Raw genomic sequence first — 20,882 nt, forward strand, 5'->3', positions numbered from 1 at the left:
GGTGGCTCCGCCACATGACCCGCCACCCCGCACGCCGATCGCACGCACCGAACGCCGCTCCTTCTTCCACGGAGATCCATCAGAAGGGCCCTAGCTCTTCATCGTGAAGTGCAGGGTGTCCTTCAGATAGGGGATCACCAGCCACGGCTTCGGCTGCGCCATCAACGCCAGCAGCACGATCACCAGCCCCAGCACCCCGTACGTGGCGATGTCGGTGAACCGCGACCGGACGGCCAGCATCCCGACGCTCGGCAGCACCCACCGCAGCACGCCCCCGGCCAGCAGCGCCGCCCCGATCAGCAGCGCCCCCACCCGGAACTGGTCCAGCGAGGTCAGCAGCAATCCGACCGCGACGGTCGCCAGCACGATCAGGATCGGCCACTGCCGGGCCGGCGCCGGCAGATCCCCCGACGCGGCCCGGCCGCCCCCTTCGGGGCGCGCCGTGTCCCGGGTGAACAGCGGGAAGCGGCGCGTGGTCCGCCGGGGCCGCCCCTGCGCGTCCGGGGCGCTGATCGCGTCGCGGACGGTCAGCTCGTCGTCGTGCGCCTGCTCAGCCGACACTGCGCTCCGCCGCCTCGACCACGTTGACCAGCAGCTGCGCCCGGGTCATCGGCCCGACGCCGCCGGGGTTCGGGGAGAGCCATCCGGCGACCTCGGCGACTCCGGGGTGGACGTCGCCGACGATCTTGCCGTCCGCGGCGCGGGAGACACCGACGTCGAGGACGGCGGCGCCCGGCTTGACGTCCTCGGGACGGATCAGGTGCGGGGAGCCGGCCGCGGCGACGATGATGTCCGCGCGCCTGAGGTGCGAAGAGAGGTCGCGCGTACCGGTGTGGCACTGCGTGACCGTCGCGTTCTCGCTGCGCCGGGTGAGCAGCAGCGGCATCGGGCGCCCGATGGTCACGCCGCGGCCCACGACCACGACCTCGGCACCCTTGATCTCGACGCCGTGGCGGCGCAGCAGGGTGAGCACGCCGTTCGGGGTGCAGGGCAGCGGGGCGGGCTCGCCGAGCACCAGCCGGCCGAGGTTCATCGGGTGCAGGCCGTCCGCGTCCTTGTCCGGGTCCATCAGCTCCAGGATGCGGTTCTCGTCGATGCCCTTGGGCAGCGGCAGCTGGACGATGTAGCCGGTGCAGGCGGGGTCGTCGTTGAGTTCGCGGACGACCGCCTCGATCTCCTCCTGGGTCGCGGTGGCCGGGAGTTCACGCTGGATGGAGGCGAGGCCGACCTGCGCGCAGTCGCGGTGCTTGCCGGCGACGTACTTCTGGCTGCCGGGGTCGTCCCCGACCAGGATCGTGCCGAGGCCGGGCGTGACGCCCTTCTCCTTCAGGGCCGCCACGCGGGCGGTCAGATCGGACTTGATCGCGGCTGCGGTGGCCTTGCCATCGAGAATCTGGGCGGTCATGGGTCCATCCTCGCGGATGCCGGTCTCCCGGTTCCAGTCGGGTGTGCGGTCATGATCGATGATGTTGCACTTGCACAACACATCGCTAATCGGACTGGACAACCACTCCGCGGTACTTGACGATGAGCGGCGCAGTATCGCGGTCCGGTTGGGGGGCAAACCGCTCAGTTCGTGACGTACCTCCGTCCCTGTCCGCGTCGTCCCCGCAGGTCCAACGGAGGAAGACCGCCATGAGTTTCGGCTCGCCCAACAACCCCTACGGTCAGCCGCAGAACCCGCAGCAGGGTCAGCCCGGCTACGGCTACCCCCAGCAGGGTCAGCCCGGCTACCAGCAGGCCCCGCAGGGCGTGCCGCCGCAGCAGGGCTACGGCTACCCCCAGCAGCAGCCCGGCTACCCGCAGCAGGGCGGCTACGGCTACCCGCAGCAGGGTTACGGCGCGACGCCGCCGTACGCGAACTGGGGCCAGCGCTTCCTGGGCACCCTGGTCGACGGTCTGGTCTTCCTGGTGCCGTACATCCTGGTGCTCTTCAGCAGCAAGGCGGCGGTGCTGGGCGTCATCGGCGGTCTCGCGTTCCTGGGTCTCGCGATCTGGCAGCTGATCCAGGAGGGCCGCACCGGCCAGACGATCGGCAAGAAGGCGCTGGGCATCCGTCTGCTCAAGGAGGCCACCGGGCAGCCGATCGGCGTCGGCATGGCCTTCGTGCGCCGCATCGCGCACGTCCTGGACAGCCTCGCCTGCTATCTGGGCTGGCTGTGGCCGGCGTGGGACTCCAAGCGCCAGACGTTCGCCGACAAGGTCTGCGGCACGATCGTGATCCGCAGCAACTGAGCGGCCGTCCGCACGTCGAGGGCCGTGTCTTCCGCAGGGGAGACACGGCCCTCGTGTTTGTGTGGCCGGGCGACCGCGGCTCAGTGGAAGAAGTGCCGCGTCCCCGTGAAGTACATGGTGACGCCCGCCTTCTCCGCGGCTTCGACGACCAGTTCGTCGCGGACCGAACCGCCGGGCTGCACCACGGCCTTGACGCCGGCCGCGGTGAGGATCTCCAGGCCGTCGGGGAACGGGAAGAAGGCGTCGGAGGCCGCGTAGGAGCCGCGCGCCCGCTCCTCACCGGCCCGCTCGACCGCCAGCTTCGCGGAGTCGACGCGGTTGACCTGGCCCATGCCGACGCCCACCGAGGCGCCGTCCTTGGCGAGCAGGATGGCGTTGGACTTCACGGCCCGGCATGCCTTCCACGCGAAGGCGAGCTCGGCCAGCTCCTCGGGGCTGAGCGCCTCGCCGGTCGCGAGGGTCCAGCCGGCCGGGTCGTCGCCGTCGGCCTGGAGGCGGTCGGTGACCTGGAGCAGCACACCGCCGTCGACGGGCTTGACCTCGACGGGGTTCGCCGGGGCGCCCGGTGCCTTCAGGACCCGGATGTTCTTCTTCTTGGCGAGGGCTTCGAGGGCGCCGTCCTCGTAGTCGGGCGCGACGATGACCTCGGTGAAGATCTCGGCGACCTGCTCGGCCATCTCCCGGCTCACCGGCCGGTTGACGGCGATGACCCCGCCGAACGCGGACAGCGGGTCGCAGGCGTGCGCCTTGCGGTGCGCCTCGGCGACGTCCGAACCGATCGCGATGCCACAGGGGTTGGCGTGCTTGATGATCGCGACGCACGGCTCGTCGTGGTCGTACGCGGCACGGCGCGCGGCGTCCGTGTCCGTGTAGTTGTTGTACGACATCTCCTTGCCGTGCAGCTGCTCGGCCCTGGCGAGGCCGCCGCCGCTCGGGTCGACGTAGAGCGCGGCGGGCTGGTGCGGGTTCTCGCCGTAGCGCAGGGTGTTCTCGCGCTCCCAGGTGGCGCCCAGGAAGTCCGGGAACCGCGACTCGTCGACCGGCGCGTACTCCGAGGCGAACCAGGAGGCGACCGCCACGTCGTACGACGCGGTGTGCTGGAACGCCTCGGCGGCGAGCCGCTTGCGGGTGGCGAGGTCGAAGCCGCCCTCGGCGACGGCGGCGAGGACGTCGGCGTACCGCTGCGGGCTGGTGACGACGGCCACCGAGGGGTGGTTCTTGGCGGCGGCGCGGACCATCGAGGGACCGCCGATGTCGATCTGCTCGACGCACTCGTCCGGGGTGGCGCCGGAGGCGACGGTCTCGCGGAACGGGTAGAGGTTGACGACGACGAGGTCGAACGGCTCGACGCCGAGATCCTCGAGCTGCTTGCGGTGGCTGTCCAGACGCAGGTCGGCGAGGATGCCGGCGTGCACCCTCGGGTGCAGGGTCTTGACCCGGCCGTCCAGGCACTCCGGGAAGCCGGTGAGCTCCTCGACCTTGGTGACGGGGACGCCGGCGGCGGCGATACGGGAGGCGGTGGAGCCGGTGGAGACGAGCGCGACACCGGCCTCGTGCAGTCCACGGGCGAGCTCTTCGAGTCCGGTCTTGTCATAGACGCTGACGAGCGCGCGACGGATGGCCCGCTTGCCGCTCTCGGCCGTGACAGTGCTCTCGGCGGTCACTGGATAACTACCTTTCGTCCCTCAATGCGGTGGCCGTTGCGGGCGATCCGCCCCACGACCTCGACGAGCAGCCTTCGCTCGACGTCCTTGATGCGCTCGTGCAGAGCGCTCTCGTCGTCCTCGTCCCGGACCTCCACCACGCCCTGAGCGATGATCGGCCCGGTGTCGACGCCGTCGTCGACGAAGTGGACGGTGCAGCCGGTGACCTTGGCGCCGTACGCGAGCGCGTCGCGTACGCCGTGCGCCCCCGGGAAGCTGGGCAGCAGGGCGGGGTGGGTGTTGACGGTCCGCCCCCCGAACCGCGCCAGGAACTCCTTGCCGACGATCTTCATGAACCCGGCGGAGACGACGAGGTCGGGCTCGTGGACGGCGACGGCCTCGGCCAGCGCGCGGTCCCACTCGTCCCGGGTCGCGAAGTCCTTCACCCTGGTCACGAAGGTCGGGATGCCGGCGCGCTCGGCACGCGCCAGTCCCTCGATGCCGTCGCGGTCGGCGCCCACGGCGACGACCTGGGCGCCGTAGGCCTCGACGCCGGTCTCGGCGATCGCGTCGAGCAGCGCCTGGAGGTTGGTGCCGGATCCGGAGACCAGCACGACGAGGCGCTTGGCCACGGGCTTGGCGGCCACGGTGGGGCCCTTTCTCGGGGGAGCGTCGGTACGGCGGCCGGTCTCGCAGCGAGTTTGTACATTCGTACGAGTGCTTCGCGCCCCGGGATACGGGGAAGTCTACGAAGCAGCCGACCGTCAGCAACGATACCGGCACACCGGGCGGCCCCCACGGGACGGGGGCGTGGCCGGAAGGTAGCGTCTGCGGGGGTGCTGCGGCGGGAACGCGTCCGGGGCACGACGCGTTCATCAGGTGACCGGCGTTCCTCCGCCGTACTGCTCAGCCGTACCGAGCAGCCGTGTTCGTCCGTCGCGCTCACCAGCCGTACTCACCAGCTGTACTCACCAGTCGTAGTCGATCTAGGGGAAGACGCTCAGTTGATGCCGGACCGCAGCCTGGGACTTCGCATGCTCCCCCCGCAGTCGGTACAGGACGGGACGCGTTCCGCCGTGCTGTTGCGGGAGCGGCCGGCCTCGCCGCCGGACGCGCCCTCGGACCGGCCGAAGGGCGATCAGCAGGACGACAACCCGTTCGCACCGCCCCCCGAGGGCACACCGGACTCGCCGTGGCGGCCGCGCCGCCCCGCCGGTGACGGTGACGGTGACGGTGAGGGCGGTCAGGGACCGGGATCGCCCTGGGGCAGCCAGTGGAGCGACCGCCAGCCCGGACGGCAGTCCGGCGGCTTCGGCGAGCGCCGCCCCGAGGGCGGCGGGCCCGGCGGGGGCGGTCAGGACGGCGGCCCCGGCGGGCCCGGTATGCGCTGGGACCCCACGGACCCGGTCCAGCGGCGCGCCCGCTACGCGCTGCTGTGCGGCATGTGGGCCTTCTTCTTCGTGCTCTTCGGCTGGCCGTACGTGGCGCTGCTGCTGGGGGCGCCCGCGGTCTACTGGGGCGTCAGCGCGCTGCGCGCGAAGCCGCGCGGCGACGACGGGACCACCGCCGGCCGCCCCCAGACGACGGCGGCGATCAGCGGCCTGGTCACGGCGTCCCTGGCGCTCGCCCTGGTGGCGGCGAACTTCACGGTCCAGATGGTCTACCGCGACTACTACACCTGCGTGTCGGACGCCCTGACCAACGAGGCCAGACAGTCCTGCGACCACCTGCTCCCCGAGAACCTCCGCCCCTTCCTGGGCAGCGCGAACAGCTGACCCCGCTGCCGCTCAGGCGGACGGGTCGGGTGGTTCGGCGGACGTGCGGGGCGCTTCGGTGGGCGTGCGGGGCGCTTCGGTGGTGGGGAGGGGCGCTTCGGTGGTGGGGAGGGGCGCTTCGGTGGTGGGGAGGGGCGTGGGCAGGGGGAGGGGGTCGTCGGCAGGGTCGGCGGGAAGGAAGTCGTAGGCGTCTTCCGGGTCCGACGGCGGGATCGGTGCCGGTCTCGGGGTCGAGGTCGGCGCCGTGGGCGCGGTCGCTGTTCCTGTCGCCGTCGGCCCGGCGGGGTCCGGCTTCGGGGGGCGCGAGGTCCGGACGCGCCATGCCCTCAGTACCGGCGCCGTGGGGAGGCCCACCGCGAGGAGCCAGGCCCCGGTCGCCGCGCCCGTCTGCCACCACAGGGGGCCGAAGCGGGCGAGCGCCGCGACGCCCAGCGGACCGCCGGCCAGTTCGGCGAGCGCCGCCTGCGACAGTCCGCACAGCAGCGCCGCCAGCGTCACCACCCCGGCCGTGCGCCCACCCGTCCACCCGCGCCGGACCGCCCTGCCCACCACGAACCACGTCACCGTCACCCCGGCCGCCACCGGCACCGCCACGGCCGGCCAGTCGGCCGGCGTGCCCGGCCCGGCGTCCGGCACCGCCGCCAGCAGCGGGAAGGGCGGCAGAAGCGGCGCCGGATGCGACGCCAGCGGGTTCACCAGGTGCCCGGCGCCGAGCGCGAAGCCGGGACCGACGGCGTACGACGCCGACCACACCGCCGCGTTGGGGACGAGGCAGACGCAGAGCAACAGCACCGCGAAGCGGCCCGTCCACCCCTCCGTCAGCTGCAGGAACGACGTCCGCGCCGCATCCCCGTGCCCCACCAGCGACACCGCGAGCAGCAGGGTCCCGCCGCCGAAGAACACGGCCGTCCCGGCGAGGGACGCGCGCACCGCCGTACCCCACCGCACCCTGGTGTCCCGCCCGCGCAGCCGCCGTCGTACCGGGCCCGGCAGCAGCGCGGCCAGGGCCAGCAGCGGCCCGCGCGGACGGCCGTACGCCGTCCACACTCCGCCGCCCGCCGCACCCGCGACGAGCAGTGGCAGACACGCCGTCACCCAGCCCCACGCGGGCCGCAGTTCCCCGCCGGACGCGTACAGCGCGGCGCACCCCCCGACGCCGAGGTAGCCGGTGACGACCCCGGCCCACGCGGTGGGGGCGGGGACCGGCGGCGGCGCGTCGGCGGCGTCGCCGTCCGCCGGGTCCGCCGCGTCCACGGCGTCCCGCGCCCCCCGGTACACGAGCAGCACCGGCACCGCCACCAGCAGCAACGGTGTGATGCCGACCGGGGCCGGCACGCCGGAGAGGGTGCCGGTGCGGACCAGGTCGACGCCGTGGGCGAGCAGCCACAGGGCCGCCGCGACGTGCAGGGCGCCGCCCGGACCGCTGTCGGGATACGGCGAGCTGACCCAGAGCGCGATCGCCAGGACCGCGAACGCGCCGAGCCCGAGCCCGGCCGCGAGCGCACCGGCCGCCAGGCTCGCGGCGAAGCCGGGGGAACGGTCGCGCACCCGGTCGCGGACCGGGCTGAGCCACAGGGACAACGACGGTCGGCGGGCGGTCATCCGAATCACGCTCGCCATGCTCCCAACGACACGCGCTTTTCCGGCGTAACAGGCGAACCACCGTAGTGTCGCTCAATATACGTTTATGTGTTTTTTCGTAGATAGATAGGAAGATAAGCATGGTGACGCGGAGTCCTGCCCCCACCGACGAGGCCGTCTCCTCACCGGCCCTGACGCCCGCTCAGGCCTTCGACGCGCTCTACGCCTTCTGCGCCCCAGCCCTGGTACGGCAGACCTACCTGCTCACCGGACGCCGGGAACTGGCGCAGGAGGCGGTCGAACGGGCCTTCCAAGTGGCATGGCAGAACTGGCCGGAGGTGGCCCGTGACCGCGACCCGGCCGGCTGGGTGCGGGCCGTGGCCCACGAGTGCGCGCTCTCCCCCTGGCACCGCTTCCGGCTGCGCCACCGCCACCCGGAGCCCCCGCCGGCCGACGCGGCCGACCGCGCCCTGCTGGACGCGCTGCTGAAGCTGCCGCCGACGTACCGCCGGACGCTGCTGCTGTACGACGGCATCGGCCTCGACCTGCCGGAGACGGCGGCGGAGACGGAGGCGAGCACACCGGCAGCGGCCGGCCGGCTGACGCGCGCGCGGCGGCTGGTCGCCGACCGGGTGCCGGAGCTCTCCGACCCCGCCGCGCTGCACCGCCGGCTCGCCGAACTGGCCTCGACCGAGCGGTTGCGGGCGGCCCAGCCGCCCACCGTGCGGACCTGCGCCGAACGCCGGACCCGCTTCTGGACCCGCTCCGCGCTCGCCTTCACGGCGACGATCGTCGCGGCGACGACGTTGACGCTGCGGACGGCGCCGACGCACTACGAGGCACCGATCGGCCCGGCCCAGGCGATCAGCGGGGTGCCGCCGGAGGTGGGGCTGGGGCCGCTGTCGGAGGGGGAGCGTCGACTGGAGGCGAAGCTGCGGAACTCCGCGGCGAACGGACCGGAGAGGGTGGTGCCGGTGGCGAGGTAGTGCGTTCGGCCGCGGGCCGGTGGGGGTTGCTCGCGCAGTTCCTCCCCCAGCCTCCGGCCGGGGGTGCCCCCAGCGCCCCTGACGGGGCGCTGCAGTCGCGTCGGCTTCCCAGCCGCGGGCAGTCGTGCCGCTGGGGCGGCACGGGTGGGCGCGGGCGGCGCCCACCCGGCGTGGCCGGCGCAAACGCCGGTAGGCCCGCCCCCACCCCGGGGAACGGGCCTACCGGCGTACAGTCACGGAGTTGTTCAGCCGGCCAGGATCTCGCGCGCCAGCTTCGCCGTCTCCGTCGGGGTCTTGCCGACCTTGACGCCCGCGGCCTCCAGGGCCTCCTTCTTCGCCTGGGCGGTGCCCGACGAACCGGAGACGATGGCACCGGCGTGGCCCATGGTCTTGCCCTCGGGGGCGGTGAAGCCCGCGACGTAACCGACGACCGGCTTGGTCACGTTCTTCGCGATGAAGTCCGCGGCCCGCTCCTCGGCGTCGCCGCCGATCTCACCGATCATGACGATCAGGTCGGTGTCGGGGTCGGCCTCGAACGCGGCGAGCGCGTCGATGTGCGTGGTGCCGATGATCGGGTCGCCACCGATGCCGACGGCGGTCGAGAAGCCGATGTCGCGCAGCTCGTACATCATCTGGTACGTCAGCGTGCCGGACTTCGAGACCAGGCCGATACGGCCCGGCTTCGTGATGTCGCCCGGGATGATGCCGACGTTGGACTGGCCGACGGTGATGATGCCGGGGCAGTTCGGGCCGATGATCCGGGTCTTGTTGCCCTTCTTGCCGGCGTACGCCCAGAACGACGCCGAGTCGTGCACCGCGATGCCCTCGGTGATCACGACGGCCAGCGGGATCTCGGCGTCGATGGCCTCGACGACCGCGTCCTTGGTGAACTTCTCCGGCACGAAGATGACGGAGACGTTGGCGCCGGTGGCCTCGATGGCCTCCTTGACGGTGCCGAAGACCGGTACCTCGGTGCCGTCGAAGTCGACCTTCTGACCGGCCTTGCGCGGGTTGACGCCGCCCACGACGTTGGTGCCGTCACCGAGCATGAGCTTGGTGTGCTTCATGCCAGTGGCGCCGGTCATGCCCTGGACGATGACCTTGCTGTCCTTGTTGAGCCAGATAGCCATGGTGTGTTGTGTCCTCGTCCTGAGTGCTTACTTGGCGGCGTGGGCCAGCTCGGCGGCCTTGTCGGCCGCGCCGTCCATGGTGTCGACGCGCTGCACCAGCGGGTGGTTGGCGTCGGTGAGGATCTTGCGGCCCAGCTCGGCGTTGTTGCCGTCGAGGCGGACGACGAGCGGCTTGGAGACGTCCTCGCCGCGGTCCTCCAGAAGCTTCAGGGCCTGCACGATGCCGTTGGCGACCTCGTCACACGCGGTGATGCCGCCGAAGACGTTGACGAAGACCGACTTGACGTCGGGGTCGCCCAGGATGATCTCCAGGCCGTTCGCCATGACCTGGGCGGACGCGCCACCGCCGATGTCGAGGAAGTTGGCGGGCTTGACGCCACCGTGGTTCTCACCGGCGTACGCGACGACGTCCAGGGTGCTCATGACGAGACCCGCGCCGTTGCCGATGATGCCGACCTCGCCGTCGAGCTTGACGTAGTTGAGGTTCTTCTCCTTGGCGGCGGCCTCCAGCGGGTTGGCCGCGGCCTTGTCGTGGAGCTCCTCCCAGTCCGCGTGGCGGAACTCGGCGTTGTCGTCCAGCGACACCTTGCCGTCGAGGGCGATGACGTCACCGGAGGCGACCTTCGCGAGCGGGTTGACCTCGACGAGGAGGGCGTCCTCCTTGATGAAGGTGTCCCACAGCCTGACCAGGACGTCGGCGACCTTGTCGGCGACCTCGGCGGGGAACTTCGCCGCGGCGACGATCTCCTTGGCCTTGGCCAGGTCCACACCGTCGATCGCGTCGATCGGCGTCTTGGCGACGGCCTCGGGGCGGGTGGCCGCCACCTCCTCGATCTCCATGCCGCCCTCGACGGAGGCGATGGAGAGGAAGGTGCGGTTGGCACGGTCGAGGAGGAAGGAGACGTAGTACTCCTCGAGGATCTCCGGGGCCGTCTCGGCGATCATCACCTTGTGGACCGTGTGGCCCTTGATGTCCATGCCGAGGATGTCCGTCGCACGGGCGACGGCCTCGTCCGCGGAAGCGGCCAGCTTGACGCCACCGGCCTTGCCGCGACCACCGACCTTCACCTGCGCCTTGACGACGGACTTGCCGCCCAGCCGCTCGGTGATCTCGCGCGCCGCCTCAGGCGTGTCGATGACTTCACCGGCCAGCACCGGTACATCGTGCTTGGCGAAGAGGTCCCTCGCCTGGTACTCGAACAGGTCCACGCGCTTCCGTCCCTATCAGTGATCTCGCGGTTCGTTGGATGCGTGGGCGTGCCGCGAAGGGCAACGTGACGTCCGCATGGGTCACAGGGGAAGCGCACACGGTGTCCGAGCGCGCGGCATGTCCGTCTCGCAGGTTATCGCCGCTTGCAGGGGGTCCCTAAATCGAGGGTCACACCTGAGCGGTGATACCTGTCACATGATGCCGGGTATCCCAGGTTTTCCTGGCACGGCGTGCCGCTTCGGTGATGTGCGAGGCCTCACCGGGTTGGGGTTGGCCCGGTGAGGCCTCAGCCCCCTCCTCAGGGGGTGGGCGGCCGGTCCCTGCCCAAAGGGACCGGCCGGCCCGTCCCGAGGGGCGCCCCGGCCCGGACGGACCGACGGCGTTCGGCCGTCCGGGCCGGGCGCCCCACGGAGATCAGAGGGAGTGGGTCCGGGCCTGCTGCGGCCCGTGGACGCACTCCGGGACGGCCGGGAACGCGAGCGGCCCGGTGGCCGCCACGACCGGCTGCGCGTCGCCGCCGCCCAGCACCGGCCCGGCCAGATCCTCGGCGTACGTGGCCACCTGCCCGCCCACCGGCCGGACACCGCCCGACGCCTGCTCGTCCTCGGGGGCGAAGGGCTGCGCGGCAGCGACGACGGGGGCGGCGGGCTGCGCCGGGGCCGGGGCAGAGACGGGGCGCGCCGGGGCCGGAGCCGAGGGGTGCGGCGGGGCGGGGGTGGATGCGGGGGTAGCGGCGGGGGTGGATGCGGGGGTAGCGGTGGGCGTGGGGTGCGGGTGTGTGGGTGCCTGGGTCGCGGCCGCGGCCTTCGCCGCGCGGGCGGCTCGGGCTCCGTTGATGGCCTCGGCGCCCCTGATCCTGGCGGCGAGGGCGTGCCGGGCCGGGTCGGTGCCGGTGGCCGCGGTCCCGGTGGCGCGCAGGGCGGACCGGGGGGCGGCCTGCACGGTGCTCCTCACGCCGAAGACGTCGGCGGCTGTCACCACGGGACGGTCGATGTTCTTGTTCATACGTGCGTCAGTCCTTCAGGGCTCCGATGCGCTCGGCAGGCGTGCGCCGGAGCCGGGAGGGCTTCCGGTGCGTCCGGAAGCGCGGCTGGGGACAAGGCCGTCCGGAAGAGTCCGAGGGGGCCGAGAGAGAGGGGGCCCTCGGGAGTCCTCGGGGTCCGGACGGACGGGCAGACCTGTTCCGCCCCCGCGCGCCAGGTCTGTGCGGGGTGAGGGGGTCGCCGGTCCTAGCCGGGGAAGACGGGGATGTCCCGGTACCGGTCCGGGGTCCCGGCCGCGTCGACGCGCGCGACGGCACCGGGCACGAGCCGCAGCGGCGCCCGGTCGACGAAGGTCACGGCGTACATGTCACCGTGCCGGAAGGCGGTGCCGTCCACCGCCGACTTGCCCAGCACGCCGTCCGGATCCCCGGTGGGCGCGGGACGTTCGGGAGCCCCGCCGGCCCGGGCGGCACGATGACCGGCGTGGTGCGTCACCTGCTCCGCGGCGGCGGGCACGACGCCGTACCGCGGCCCGTACGACACCGCACCGGCCACCGCCGCCACCGCCGACGGCCGGGACTTCTCGTGCCCGGCGGCGTGCGTGACCGGCTGCCGCGGCTCGACGGGGCGAGGCACCGAGGTGACCGGTGCCGGGAGCGACGACCCCGGTGACCCGGAGACGACGGGCGGCTCCGGCACCTGGACCACCGGCGTGGCGGGCAGCGTGACAGGGAGCGTCGGCAGCCGCGTCGGCAGCTCCGAGACCTGCTGCAGGGTGTCACCGAGCGTCTGGGTCAAGGTCGAGGCGACCGAACCGGTCACCGTCCGCACGACGTCGCCCACGCCGTCCACCACCGGCACCACCGCCACGGGCACCACCGGCACGCTCCCGGTGACGGGTTTCCGCGGCGGGGTCGCCCGGTGCGGCGTCAGCAGCTCGTGCGGCGGCGCCTCCTGCGTCACGACCGGCGTCGACGACGGTGTCCCCTCGGCCGCCTGCGCCCGCCCCCCGCAGAGGAAGCCCAGCGCGAGCAGCCCGCCCACCAGCAGCGCCAGGTGCAGCGCACGCCGTCCCGTCACCGTGCGCAGCACACGCACGGCGGCACCGGACAGAACTGCTGGCGAGGTCAAGGCGGGGAGGACCCTCCCGTGCGGCGGAACGGAGCAGAGGTCACGCATGGCGTGAAGACCGGTGAAAGACCGGTGGAGACGTCGATCCTTGCACGGGACTCCCGCGATCGCGCAAGCCCCCCGTTACCGATGGGTACTCATGTCCCGTTTGATGCCGGGAGACCGCTGTCACCGAGTCGACAAGTCCCCCGCGGGATCCGGCCTCACGCGGTGTCCGGAACCGGTAGGGGCCGCTTCTCGATCGCCGCCGCCATCACCTCGGGAAAGAGGTCGGGCGTGCACGCGAACGCCGGTGCCCCCAGCGCCGCGAGTGCCGCCGCGTGCTCGCGGTCGTACGCCGGCGCCCCCTCGTCGGACAGTGCGAGCAGCGCCACGAACTGCACCCCCGACGCCCTCATCGCCGCCACCCGCTTGAGCATCTCGTCGCGTATGCCGCCCTCGTAGAGGTCGCTGATGAGCACGACGACGGTCTCCGCGGGCCGGGTGATCCCCGACTGGCAGTAGGCCAGCGCCCGGTTGATGTCGGTGCCGCCGCCGAGTTGGGTGCCGAACAGCACGTCCACCGGGTCGTCCAGCTGGTCGGTGAGGTCGACCACCGCGGTGTCGAAGACGACGAGTCGGGTGTCGATCGACCGCATGGACGCCAGCACCGCTCCGAACACCGACGCGTACACCACCGACGCGGCCATCGATCCGGACTGGTCGATGCAGAGCACGACTTCCTTCTTCAGCGACTGCGACGCCCGCCCGTATCCGACGAGCCGCTCCGGCACCACCGTCCGATACTCCGGGAGGTAGTGCTTGAGGTTGGCCGAGATCGTGCGGTTCCAGTCGATGTCGTGGTGGCGGGGCCGGTTGATCCGGGCGCTGCGGTCGAGGGCGCCGGTGAGGGTGGCCCGGGTGCGGGTGGCGAGTCGCTTCTCCAGGTCCTGGACGACCTTGCGCACGACCGCCCGTGCCGTTTCCTTCGTGGTCTCCGGCATCGCCTTGTTGAGCGAGAGCAGCGTGCCGACCAGGTGGACGTCGGCCTCCACCGCCTCCAGCATCTCCGGCTCCAGGAGCAGCGAAGCCAGCCCCAGCCGGTCGATGGCGTCGCGCTGCATGACCTGGACGACGGAGGACGGGAAGTACGTCCGGATGTCGCCGAGCCAGCGCGCCACCGACGGCGCCGACGCCCCCAGTCCCGCCGACCGCTCCCGCCCCGACTGCGGTCTGTCCCCCTTCCCGTACAGCGCGGCCAGCGTCCCGTCCATCGCCGCGTCCCGCCCCGCCAGCGCACAGCCGGTACCGTCCGCGGCCTCGCCCCCGAGCACCAGCCGCCACCGCCGCAACCGCTCCCGCGCGGCGTCGTCGCCACCCGGTCCGATGCCCGGCGCGGTGCCGGTGTTCGTCGCGTCGGTGGTCATCTGCCCGCCCCCACAAGGTCGTCGTCCGAAGTCGTGTCGTCGAGGCCGAGCAGCAGTCGCAGCACCGGCAGTACGGCGTCGGCCCGACCGGCGTCCGTGTCGGCACCGAACCCCGGCGTCCCGCCGGTCCGCCCAGGCCCCCGCAGCCGGTCCCCCGGTCCCCGGCGCACCAGTTCGCCGATGGTCCTGCGCACCCCCGGCTCGTACACCGAGAACGTCCGCCGCAGCAGCGGCAGTACGTCCGTGAACGCCTCCGCCGGCACGCCTGTCAGCCAGGCGTCGACCAGACCGAGCAGCCGCTCGTCGTGCACGAGCAGCATCCCGCCCCCGCCGCCGCCCCCGACGAACCCCTCGATCCAGGCGGCCGCGTCCGAAGGAGGCGTCCCGGGCGAGAGCACCAGCCCCATCAGCCGGGCCGCCTCCGCCGGCCCCAGCTCCCCCTCGTCCAGCAGCAGCCGCACCGCCCGGCCGCGCAGTACCCCGGGCACACTGTCCCGCCCGCACAAGGTCCGCAGCACGGCCCGCCAACGCCGACGAAGGCCACGGGGCCCGGAATCGGCCCCCGCCGCAGTCGCAGCCGGCGCCCCGGTCGCCGTCCCCTTCCCCTTCCCCATCCCCGCCCCCGCCCCCGCCCCCAAGCCCGTCTCGCCGAGCAGCCCCACCGCCGTGTGGACCGCGTCCACGTGCCCCCGCATCTCCTCGGCCGCGTCGGCGTCGAGGGCGGCGCAGGCCGGTGGGAGCCCGACGAAGACCCGTTCCGCGAGTCCCTCGGCGACCTCGGCGAGGGCTCCGACGTCGGTGCCCCGGACGTCGCCGTAGCGCAGCGAGCGGACCAGGGCGGGCAGGGCCTGAGCCAGTCGGCCGACGTCCGTGTCCAGGGCTGCCCGGTCGGCGAGCGTCCGCATCACGACCGGCAGCGCCTCCGGCAGCCCGGCCAGCAGGCAGTGCTCGGCGAGCGCGGTGACCTCGGCGAGCGCGGTCGCGCCCACCGCGTCGGCCTCGGCCCTGGCCGTCGCCGCGCCGTGCACGGTCGTCCCCCACACGCCGGCCTCGGCCACCCGCACCGACAGCTCCGGCTCCCAGCACAGCCGCCAGGTCTCCCGGAACGTGCCCCTACTCCCCCGGGACCGCACCTGCTCCCCCCATCCGACGCCGAGCAGCCGCAGCCGGTGCAGCAGCCGACTGCGCCCGGCGTCGGTCTCCTTGCGCAGGTCGAGATCGACTTCCCGCTCCAGGGCCTCCGGCTTGAGCCTCAGCCGGCGCTGCTCCCGGGCCAGGTCCCGCTGCAACGGCACCGCGGGCGCCGCCTCCGGCACCTCCCCCAGCGCGTCCCCGACCACCAGCCGGTCGTGCACCAGCGCCAGCGGGACGTCCGAGCCCTCGCACAGCACCGCCCGCACCGCGTCGGTCGTCTCGCCCAGGCCGGGCAGCGGTCGCCCGCGCATCACCGCCAGCGTCTCGGCCAGCCGCACGGCCTCGATGACATGGGCCGTGGAGACGATCCGGTCCTCCTCACGCAGCAGTCCGGCCACCGTGGTGAGCCAGCGCTCGACGGGCCGGTCCGGGGCGCGGAACAGGTGCCCGTACCAGCCCGGCGAGTCGATGCCCGCGCCGTATCCGCTCGCCCGGGCCAGCCGGCGGTTGGTCCACGGCACCCAGGTCATGTCCGTCCGGAGCCTGGGCAGCCCCCTGAGCAGCTCCCGGTCAGCGGCGACGGAGCTCCTCGCTCGCAGCGCCGGCACGTGCCAGGCCCCGCACACCACGGCGACCTCGTCACCGAACTCACGCTGTGCCGCGCGCAGTCGGATCCGCATGTGAGCCTCCCGCACGGGGTCGCGGTCCCGCCCCTCGTCCCCGTACCTCTCCCGCAGCGCCGTCATCGCCTCCTCCACCGCGGCGAACGGCGCGAACACGTCCCGTTCCCCGGCCCTGCCCCGGTGCTCGACGACGTCCTCCCACCAGCGCTCGGGGTCGTCGTGACCGGCGGCCTCGGCGAGGGCCCCGAGGGGGTCGACGCGCACCCGCGGTCCGGCGCCGCGCTCCCCGGGACCGGGCTCGTCGCCGGCCGGTTCCTCGCTCTCGGCGCCGGGGAACGCGGCCGCCTCCTCCGCAGCCTTCCGCAGCGCCAGCGTGTGCGTGGCCGGCAGGTCGATGAAACGGGCCGGGACCTCGTGCTCCAGGGCCCAGCGGACGGCCACCCACTCGGGGCTGAAGTCGGCGAACGGCCAGAACGCCGAGCGGCCGGGCTCGTCCACGGCGTGCGCGAGGAGCGCGACCGGTGGCCGCATCCGCGGGTCGGCGGCCAGCGGGATCAGCGCGTCCGCCTCGGGCGGCCCCTCGATCAGCACCGCCTTGGGCCGGGCGGCCGCCAGCGCGGCCCGCACCGCCCGCGCGGAGCCGGGCCCGTGGTGCCGCACCCCCAGGAGCAGCGGACCGGGCCGCCGCGCGGTGTCGCTCACGCGCTCACCTCCCGGCAGGCGCGGTAGAAGTCCTTCCAGCCGTCGCGCTCGCGGACGACCGTCTCCAGGTACTCCTGCCAGACGAGCCGGTCGGCCGCCGGGTCGCGGACGACCGCGCCGAGGATGCCGGCCGCGACGTCACCCGCCCGCAGCACACCGTCCCCGAAGTGGGCGGCGAGCGCGAGGCCGTTGGTGACGACGGAGATCGCCTCGGCGGTGGACAGCGTGCCGCTGGGCGACTTCAGCTTGGTGCGGCCGTCGGTGGTGATGCCGTCGCGCAGCTCGCGGAAGACGGTGACGACGCGGCGGATCTCCTCGATGCCGTCCGGCGCGGTCGGCAGTTCGAGGGAGCGGCCGATCTGGTCGACGCGGCGCGCGACGATGTCGACCTCGGCCTCCGGGCTGTCCGGCAGCGGCAGCACCACCGTGTTGAAGCGGCGGCGCAGGGCGCTGGAGAGGTCGTTGACACCCCGGTCGCGGTCGTTGGCGGTGGCGATGAGGTTGAAGCCGCGGACCGCCTGCACCTCCTCGCCCAGCTCCGGGATGGGCAGGGTCTTCTCGGACAGGATCGTGATCAGCGTGTCCTGGACGTCGGCCGGGATCCGGGTCAGCTCCTCCACTCTCGCCGTCATGCCCTCCGCCATGGCCCGCATGACCGGGCTGGGCACCAGGGCGTCCCGGCTCGGGCCGTGGGCCAGCAGGCGCGCGTAGTTCCAGCCGTAGCGGATCGCCTCCTCGGGGGTGCCGGCCGTGCCCTGCACGAGCAGGGTCGAGTCGCCGCTGACGGCGGCGGCCAGGTGCTCGGACACCCAGGTCTTGGCGGTGCCGGGCACGCCGAGCAGAAGCAGGGCTCGGTCGGTGGCGAGGGTGGTCACGGCGACCTCGACGATGCGGCGCGGGCCGACGTACTTCGGCGTGATCACCGTGCCGTCCGGCAGCGTGCCGCCGAGGAGATAGGTGGCCACCGCCCACGGCGACAGCTTCCAGCGGGCCGGGCGCGGCCGGTCGTCCTGCCCGGCCAGCGCCGCGAGTTCGGCGGCGAAGGCGTGCTCGGCGTGCGGTCGCAGCGCACTCCCGACGGTCGTCGGATCGGTCGGTTCCACGGACACAGTCATGGCTGAGGCCCCCTCCAGCTCGGCCGGTTCGGATCTGGTGTCCACCGTGCACCACACCACTGACAATCGCTCTGACCTGCACAGACACTCTCGTCGGGGCGATTGTCAGTGGCGGGATCTACCTTCGATGGCATGACTCAGCAGGGGGTGCGCTGGAGTGCGGACCAGGTGCTGGCCCTGGCGCCTGACACCGCGTCACGCAAGGCGGGAAGCAAGCTCGGGGCGGCGGGGCCGTGGTCCGGGGCGGGGAGCAGCGAGGAGGGGACGGTATGGGGACTGTGCAAGGGCAGCGGCAGCAAGCCGTACCAGACGATCGTCGATCTGGCGGACCCGGCGGGGGCCGCGTACAAGTGCAGTTGTCCGAGTCGGAAGTTCCCCTGCAAGCACGCCCTCGGACTGCTCCTGCTGTGGGCGGGCGGGGACGACACGGTGCCCACGGTCGAGCGGCCGCCGGACTGGGCCGAGCAGTGGCTCACCGGCAGACGACAGCGTGCAGAGGACAAACGCCCGGCGGGCGGCGGGAGTTCCGCGGCCGCCGCTGACCCCGAGGCGGCCCGGCGGCGGGCGGAGAAGCGGGCCGAGCGGGTCACGGCGGGTGCGACGGAGCTGGAGCAGCGCCTGTCCGACCTGCTGCGCGGCGGCCTGGCCGCGGCCGAGCAGGCGGGGTACGGACTGTGGGAGGAGACGGCGGCCCGCATGGTCGACGCCCAGGCCCCCGGACTGGCCGCCAGGGTGCGCGAGTTGGGCTCGATACCGGCCTCCGGCCCCGGCTGGCCCGTGCGGTTGCTGGAGGAGTGCGCGCTGCTGCACCTCCTCGACCAGGGCTGGCTGCGCCGCGAGCGGCTGCCGGACGAACTCGCGGCCACGGTCCGCTCCCGGGTCGGCCTGCCCACGGCCGCGGACGGCCCGCCGGTGCGTGACCGCTGGCTGGTCCTCGCCCAGTACGACACGGTGGACGCCAAGCTGACGACCCGCCGGATCTGGCTGCACGGCGCGGACTCGGGCCGCACGGCGCTGCTCCTCTCCTACGGCGCGGCGGGCCGTGCTCCCGAACTGACGCTGCCGGTCGGCCTCGCCCTGGAGGCGGAGCTGGCCGCTTATTCGGGGGCGGCGCAGCACCGGGCCGCACTGGGCGAGCGGTTCGCCGCGCCCGCACACCTGCCGATACGGCCGCCGGGCGTGACCACGGCACAGGCGGCGGCCCGGTACGGCGAGGCGCTGCGCGAGGACCCCTGGCTGGAGTCGGTGCCGGTGACGCTGGACCGGGTCGTCACCGTCCCGGACGGAGACTCCTGGCAACTGGCGGACGCCGACCAGGAGTCGGCGCTGCCGCTCACCTCCGCCGCCCGTTCCCGCCCCGGTCTGTGGCGCCTGGTCGCGCTCTCGGGCGGCGCCCCGGTCACCGTCTTCGGCGAGTGCGGCCACCGGGGCTTCACACCCCTGACGGCCTGGCCGCAGGGAGCAGGCGAGGCGGTGCCGCTGTGCTGACCCGACCGCGTTGCGGCGACGACCGGCCCGACTCGCAGAAGGGAGACCCCGTGACCGCTTGGGAAGATCTCGTCACCACGGCCCTGCTGGGCACGGACCGGCGGCCGGCCGTCACCGGCGGGTCCGGCCGGGAGGCCCCGGCGGCCCTGCTGGACGAGGCCGCCGTCGCGACCGTACGACGACGGGCCGGGCTACGTCCGGCGCCGCCCGCGCAGCGCCTCGAGCCGGCCCCCGAGGACCCGCGCCCCGCGCTCCCGGCCGCCGCGGCACGCAGACTGACGATGCTGCTCTCCGACCGTCCCGGCACCGGGACCGGCGGACGCCGGGGCACCTCGCCCGACCTGATGGAGCTGCTGCCGCAGTGGCTGGCGGCGGCCGACGCGCGCGGGTTCGCGGCACCTCCGGAGACCCTGCCCGCGCTGCTGGACGCGGCCCGGGGCCGTACCGACCTGCGACCGGCCGTGCTGGCCTTCGCCGGGCCGCGGGCCCTGTGGCTGGCCCGGCTCAACCAGGAGTGGCGGTTCGCCCTGCGCGCGGCGCCGGGCGGTGGCGCGGCTCTGCCCGATCCCGAGGACGCCGCCGCGGTACGGCGGTTGTGGCAGGAGGGGTTGTTCGCCGAGCGGGTCGCGCTGCTTTCGGCGCTGCGCGCCCGTGATCCCGAGGGAGCGCGCGAGCTGCTGGCCGGGACCTGGGCGACGGAGCGGGCCGAGGACCGGCTGATGTTCCTCGACTCGCTGCGCACGGGACTGGCCGCCGGGGACGAGCCGTTCCTGGAGCACGCGCTGTCGGACCGGAGCCGTAACGTGCGGACGACGGCTGCGGAGTTGCTGTCCGCGCTGCCCGGCTCGGCGCTTGCCGGGCGGATGGCGGTGAGGGCCGCGGCGTGCGTGGCGGTCGATCACACCGGAGACGGGCCGGTGCTCGCGGTGGAGGCGCCGCCGGAGTGCGATCCGGGGATGGAGCGCGACGGGGTGGTGGCCAGAGCACCGACCGGGCGTGGGGAACGGTCCTGGTGGCTGGGTCAGTTGGTGGAGGCGGCCCCGCTCGCCACCTGGGCGGCGCGGCTCGGTGGGCGTACGCCCCAGGAGATCGTGGCGCTGCCGGTGGCGGACGGCTGGCAGGCCGAGTTGCACGCGGCGTGGTGCCGGGCCGCGGTGCGGCAGCGGGACGGCGCGTGGGCGCGCGCCCTGCTCGGGGCGCCGGCCGCGCCGGAGGCGGGCGGCCCGGGGGCGGTGTCCCTGGCCGAGCGGGCCAAGCTGTTGGGCACGCTGACGGCGGCGGAGCGGGCCGACTGGGTGGCCGGCTTCATCGCCGCCCATGGTCTGTCGGAGGCGTTCCAGTTGCTCGGCATGTGTGCCCTGCCGTGGTCCGCGCCGCTCGGGCAGGCCGTGGTGGACGCGCTCGACATCGCGCGGGACGCGGGCAGTTACCCGTGGAGCTTCAGCGGGGTGATGGGGCTGGCCGAACGCTGCCTGGACCCCGCGGAAGCCGGCCGTCTCGACGCGCTGCTGGCGATACCGGACGAACGGGAGGACGCGGCGCCGGGGGCCGGCGGGTACTGGGCGGAGGCGTTCCAGCGTCTGGTGACGACACTGAGACTGCGCGCGACGATGCTGGCGGAACTGGACGGCACCTCATCGACGAACGCAAGAACCAGCGCCCCCTGAGGGGCGCGGGGAACTGCGCGACGAGCCACGACGGCGCCGCACTCGACCACACACCCCAGCTCTGAAAGCTGGC

At 73.7% G+C, this 20,882-nt stretch carries 17 protein-coding genes; 5 read left to right on the forward strand and 12 right to left on the reverse strand.

All coding sequences use genetic code 11. From position 1 onward, the window contains the following. Nucleotides 1-90: 90 nt before the first annotated feature. Nucleotides 91-561: a DUF3017 domain-containing protein gene (locus tag AB0958_RS26790; RefSeq protein WP_366893013.1), complete on the reverse strand. Its 471-nt coding sequence runs from the start codon at nucleotides 559-561 to the stop codon at nucleotides 91-93. Further along, nucleotides 551-1,405: a bifunctional methylenetetrahydrofolate dehydrogenase/methenyltetrahydrofolate cyclohydrolase gene (locus AB0958_RS26795; RefSeq protein WP_366893014.1), complete on the reverse strand. Its 855-nt coding sequence runs from the start codon at nucleotides 1,403-1,405 to the stop codon at nucleotides 551-553. The genes AB0958_RS26790 and AB0958_RS26795 overlap by 11 nt, the downstream gene beginning before the upstream one ends. A gap of 230 nt (nucleotides 1,406-1,635) precedes the next feature. Between AB0958_RS26795 and AB0958_RS26800 the strand changes: the two genes are divergently transcribed. Then, complete coding sequence (locus AB0958_RS26800; RefSeq protein ID WP_366893015.1) at nucleotides 1,636-2,235, forward strand: RDD family protein; 600 nt, start codon at nucleotides 1,636-1,638, stop codon at nucleotides 2,233-2,235. An 80-nt stretch (nucleotides 2,236-2,315) separates the two neighbouring features. On the opposite strand, the gene purH is transcribed toward AB0958_RS26800, so the two are convergent. Both purH and purN read right to left on the reverse strand, forming a co-directional pair. After that, a complete protein-coding gene (purH, locus tag AB0958_RS26805; RefSeq protein WP_366893016.1) occupies nucleotides 2,316-3,899 on the reverse strand; it encodes a bifunctional phosphoribosylaminoimidazolecarboxamide formyltransferase/IMP cyclohydrolase in 1,584 nt (527 codons plus the stop codon). Then, nucleotides 3,896-4,525, reverse strand: coding sequence for a phosphoribosylglycinamide formyltransferase (gene purN / locus AB0958_RS26810; RefSeq protein WP_366893017.1), 630 nt, complete (start codon nucleotides 4,523-4,525; stop codon nucleotides 3,896-3,898). Before purN ends, purH begins: the two co-directional genes overlap by 4 nt. A gap of 360 nt (nucleotides 4,526-4,885) precedes the next feature. Here purN and AB0958_RS26815 point away from each other — a divergent pair, with 360 nt between their 5' ends. Further along, nucleotides 4,886-5,653, forward strand: a complete 768-nt coding sequence (locus AB0958_RS26815) for a hypothetical protein (RefSeq protein ID WP_366893018.1) — start codon at nucleotides 4,886-4,888, stop codon at nucleotides 5,651-5,653. 12 nt (nucleotides 5,654-5,665) lie between these two features. On the opposite strand, the gene AB0958_RS26820 is transcribed toward AB0958_RS26815, so the two are convergent. After that, nucleotides 5,666-7,273: a DUF6350 family protein gene (locus AB0958_RS26820; protein WP_366893019.1), complete on the reverse strand. Its 1,608-nt coding sequence runs from the start codon at nucleotides 7,271-7,273 to the stop codon at nucleotides 5,666-5,668. A 101-nt stretch (nucleotides 7,274-7,374) separates the two neighbouring features. Between AB0958_RS26820 and AB0958_RS26825 the strand changes: the two genes are divergently transcribed. Continuing rightward, the gene (locus AB0958_RS26825) at nucleotides 7,375-8,220 is read left to right on the forward strand and encodes a sigma factor-like helix-turn-helix DNA-binding protein (RefSeq protein ID WP_366893020.1); all 846 of its coding nucleotides are present in this window, start codon (nucleotides 7,375-7,377) and stop codon (nucleotides 8,218-8,220) included. Between the two features lie 245 nt (nucleotides 8,221-8,465). Here the strand turns inward: AB0958_RS26825 and sucD are convergent, their stop codons facing one another. The 7 genes from sucD to AB0958_RS26860 all read right to left on the reverse strand — a co-directional run bounded on the left by sucD (nucleotide 8,466) and on the right by AB0958_RS26860 (nucleotide 17,654). After that, on the reverse strand, nucleotides 8,466-9,350 hold the full coding sequence (sucD, locus tag AB0958_RS26830; protein ID WP_046733150.1) for a succinate--CoA ligase subunit alpha: 885 nt from the start codon (nucleotides 9,348-9,350) through the stop codon (nucleotides 8,466-8,468). A gap of 27 nt (nucleotides 9,351-9,377) precedes the next feature. After that, nucleotides 9,378-10,559, reverse strand: coding sequence for an ADP-forming succinate--CoA ligase subunit beta (gene sucC / locus AB0958_RS26835; RefSeq protein ID WP_046733149.1), 1,182 nt, complete (start codon nucleotides 10,557-10,559; stop codon nucleotides 9,378-9,380). 415 nt (nucleotides 10,560-10,974) lie between these two features. Continuing rightward, nucleotides 10,975-11,565 (reverse strand): hypothetical protein, encoded by a 591-nt coding sequence (locus AB0958_RS26840; RefSeq protein ID WP_366893021.1) that lies wholly within the window; start codon nucleotides 11,563-11,565, stop codon nucleotides 10,975-10,977. A gap of 224 nt (nucleotides 11,566-11,789) precedes the next feature. After that, the gene (locus tag AB0958_RS26845; RefSeq protein ID WP_366893022.1) at nucleotides 11,790-12,641 is read right to left on the reverse strand and encodes a hypothetical protein; all 852 of its coding nucleotides are present in this window, start codon (nucleotides 12,639-12,641) and stop codon (nucleotides 11,790-11,792) included. A 236-nt stretch (nucleotides 12,642-12,877) separates the two neighbouring features. Next, the gene (locus AB0958_RS26850) at nucleotides 12,878-14,080 is read right to left on the reverse strand and encodes a VWA domain-containing protein (RefSeq protein ID WP_366893023.1); all 1,203 of its coding nucleotides are present in this window, start codon (nucleotides 14,078-14,080) and stop codon (nucleotides 12,878-12,880) included. After that, complete coding sequence (locus tag AB0958_RS26855; RefSeq protein ID WP_366893024.1) at nucleotides 14,077-16,539, reverse strand: DUF5682 family protein; 2,463 nt, start codon at nucleotides 16,537-16,539, stop codon at nucleotides 14,077-14,079. The genes AB0958_RS26850 and AB0958_RS26855 overlap by 4 nt, the downstream gene beginning before the upstream one ends. Continuing rightward, a complete protein-coding gene (locus AB0958_RS26860) occupies nucleotides 16,536-17,654 on the reverse strand; it encodes an AAA family ATPase (RefSeq protein WP_366893026.1) in 1,119 nt (372 codons plus the stop codon). The genes AB0958_RS26855 and AB0958_RS26860 overlap by 4 nt, the downstream gene beginning before the upstream one ends. A gap of 132 nt (nucleotides 17,655-17,786) precedes the next feature. On the opposite strand from AB0958_RS26860, the gene AB0958_RS26865 reads away from it, so the two are divergent. Then, entirely contained in the window at nucleotides 17,787-19,142 is a 1,356-nt protein-coding gene (locus AB0958_RS26865; RefSeq protein WP_366893027.1) for an SWIM zinc finger family protein, read from the forward strand. A gap of 50 nt (nucleotides 19,143-19,192) precedes the next feature. Continuing rightward, nucleotides 19,193-20,809: a DUF5691 domain-containing protein gene (locus AB0958_RS26870; protein ID WP_366893028.1), complete on the forward strand. Its 1,617-nt coding sequence runs from the start codon at nucleotides 19,193-19,195 to the stop codon at nucleotides 20,807-20,809. Nucleotides 20,810-20,882: the final 73 nt, after the last annotated feature.

The organism is Streptomyces sp. NPDC006655 (assembly GCF_040703965.1).
Classification (GTDB): Bacteria; Actinomycetota; Actinomycetes; order Streptomycetales; family Streptomycetaceae; genus Streptomyces.

Excerpts from the sequence above, each read along its gene's own strand:
- AB0958_RS26825 (WP_366893020.1), top strand. The coding sequence starts at position 7,375 with ATGGTGACGCGGAGTCCTGCCCCCACCGACGAGGCCGTCTCCTCACCG.
- AB0958_RS26850 (WP_366893023.1), bottom strand. The coding sequence starts at position 14,080 with ATGACCACCGACGCGACGAACACCGGCACCGCGCCGGGCATCGGACCG.
- AB0958_RS26860 (WP_366893026.1), bottom strand. The coding sequence starts at position 17,654 with ATGACTGTGTCCGTGGAACCGACCGATCCGACGACCGTCGGGAGTGCG.
- AB0958_RS26800 (WP_366893015.1), top strand. The coding sequence starts at position 1,636 with ATGAGTTTCGGCTCGCCCAACAACCCCTACGGTCAGCCGCAGAACCCG.
- AB0958_RS26815 (WP_366893018.1), top strand. The coding sequence starts at position 4,886 with ATGCCGGACCGCAGCCTGGGACTTCGCATGCTCCCCCCGCAGTCGGTA.
- AB0958_RS26820 (WP_366893019.1), bottom strand. The coding sequence starts at position 7,273 with ATGGCGAGCGTGATTCGGATGACCGCCCGCCGACCGTCGTTGTCCCTG.
- sucD (WP_046733150.1), bottom strand. The coding sequence starts at position 9,350 with ATGGCTATCTGGCTCAACAAGGACAGCAAGGTCATCGTCCAGGGCATG.
- AB0958_RS26865 (WP_366893027.1), top strand. The coding sequence starts at position 17,787 with ATGACTCAGCAGGGGGTGCGCTGGAGTGCGGACCAGGTGCTGGCCCTG.
- AB0958_RS26795 (WP_366893014.1), bottom strand. The coding sequence starts at position 1,405 with ATGACCGCCCAGATTCTCGATGGCAAGGCCACCGCAGCCGCGATCAAG.
- AB0958_RS26840 (WP_366893021.1), bottom strand. The coding sequence starts at position 11,565 with ATGAACAAGAACATCGACCGTCCCGTGGTGACAGCCGCCGACGTCTTC.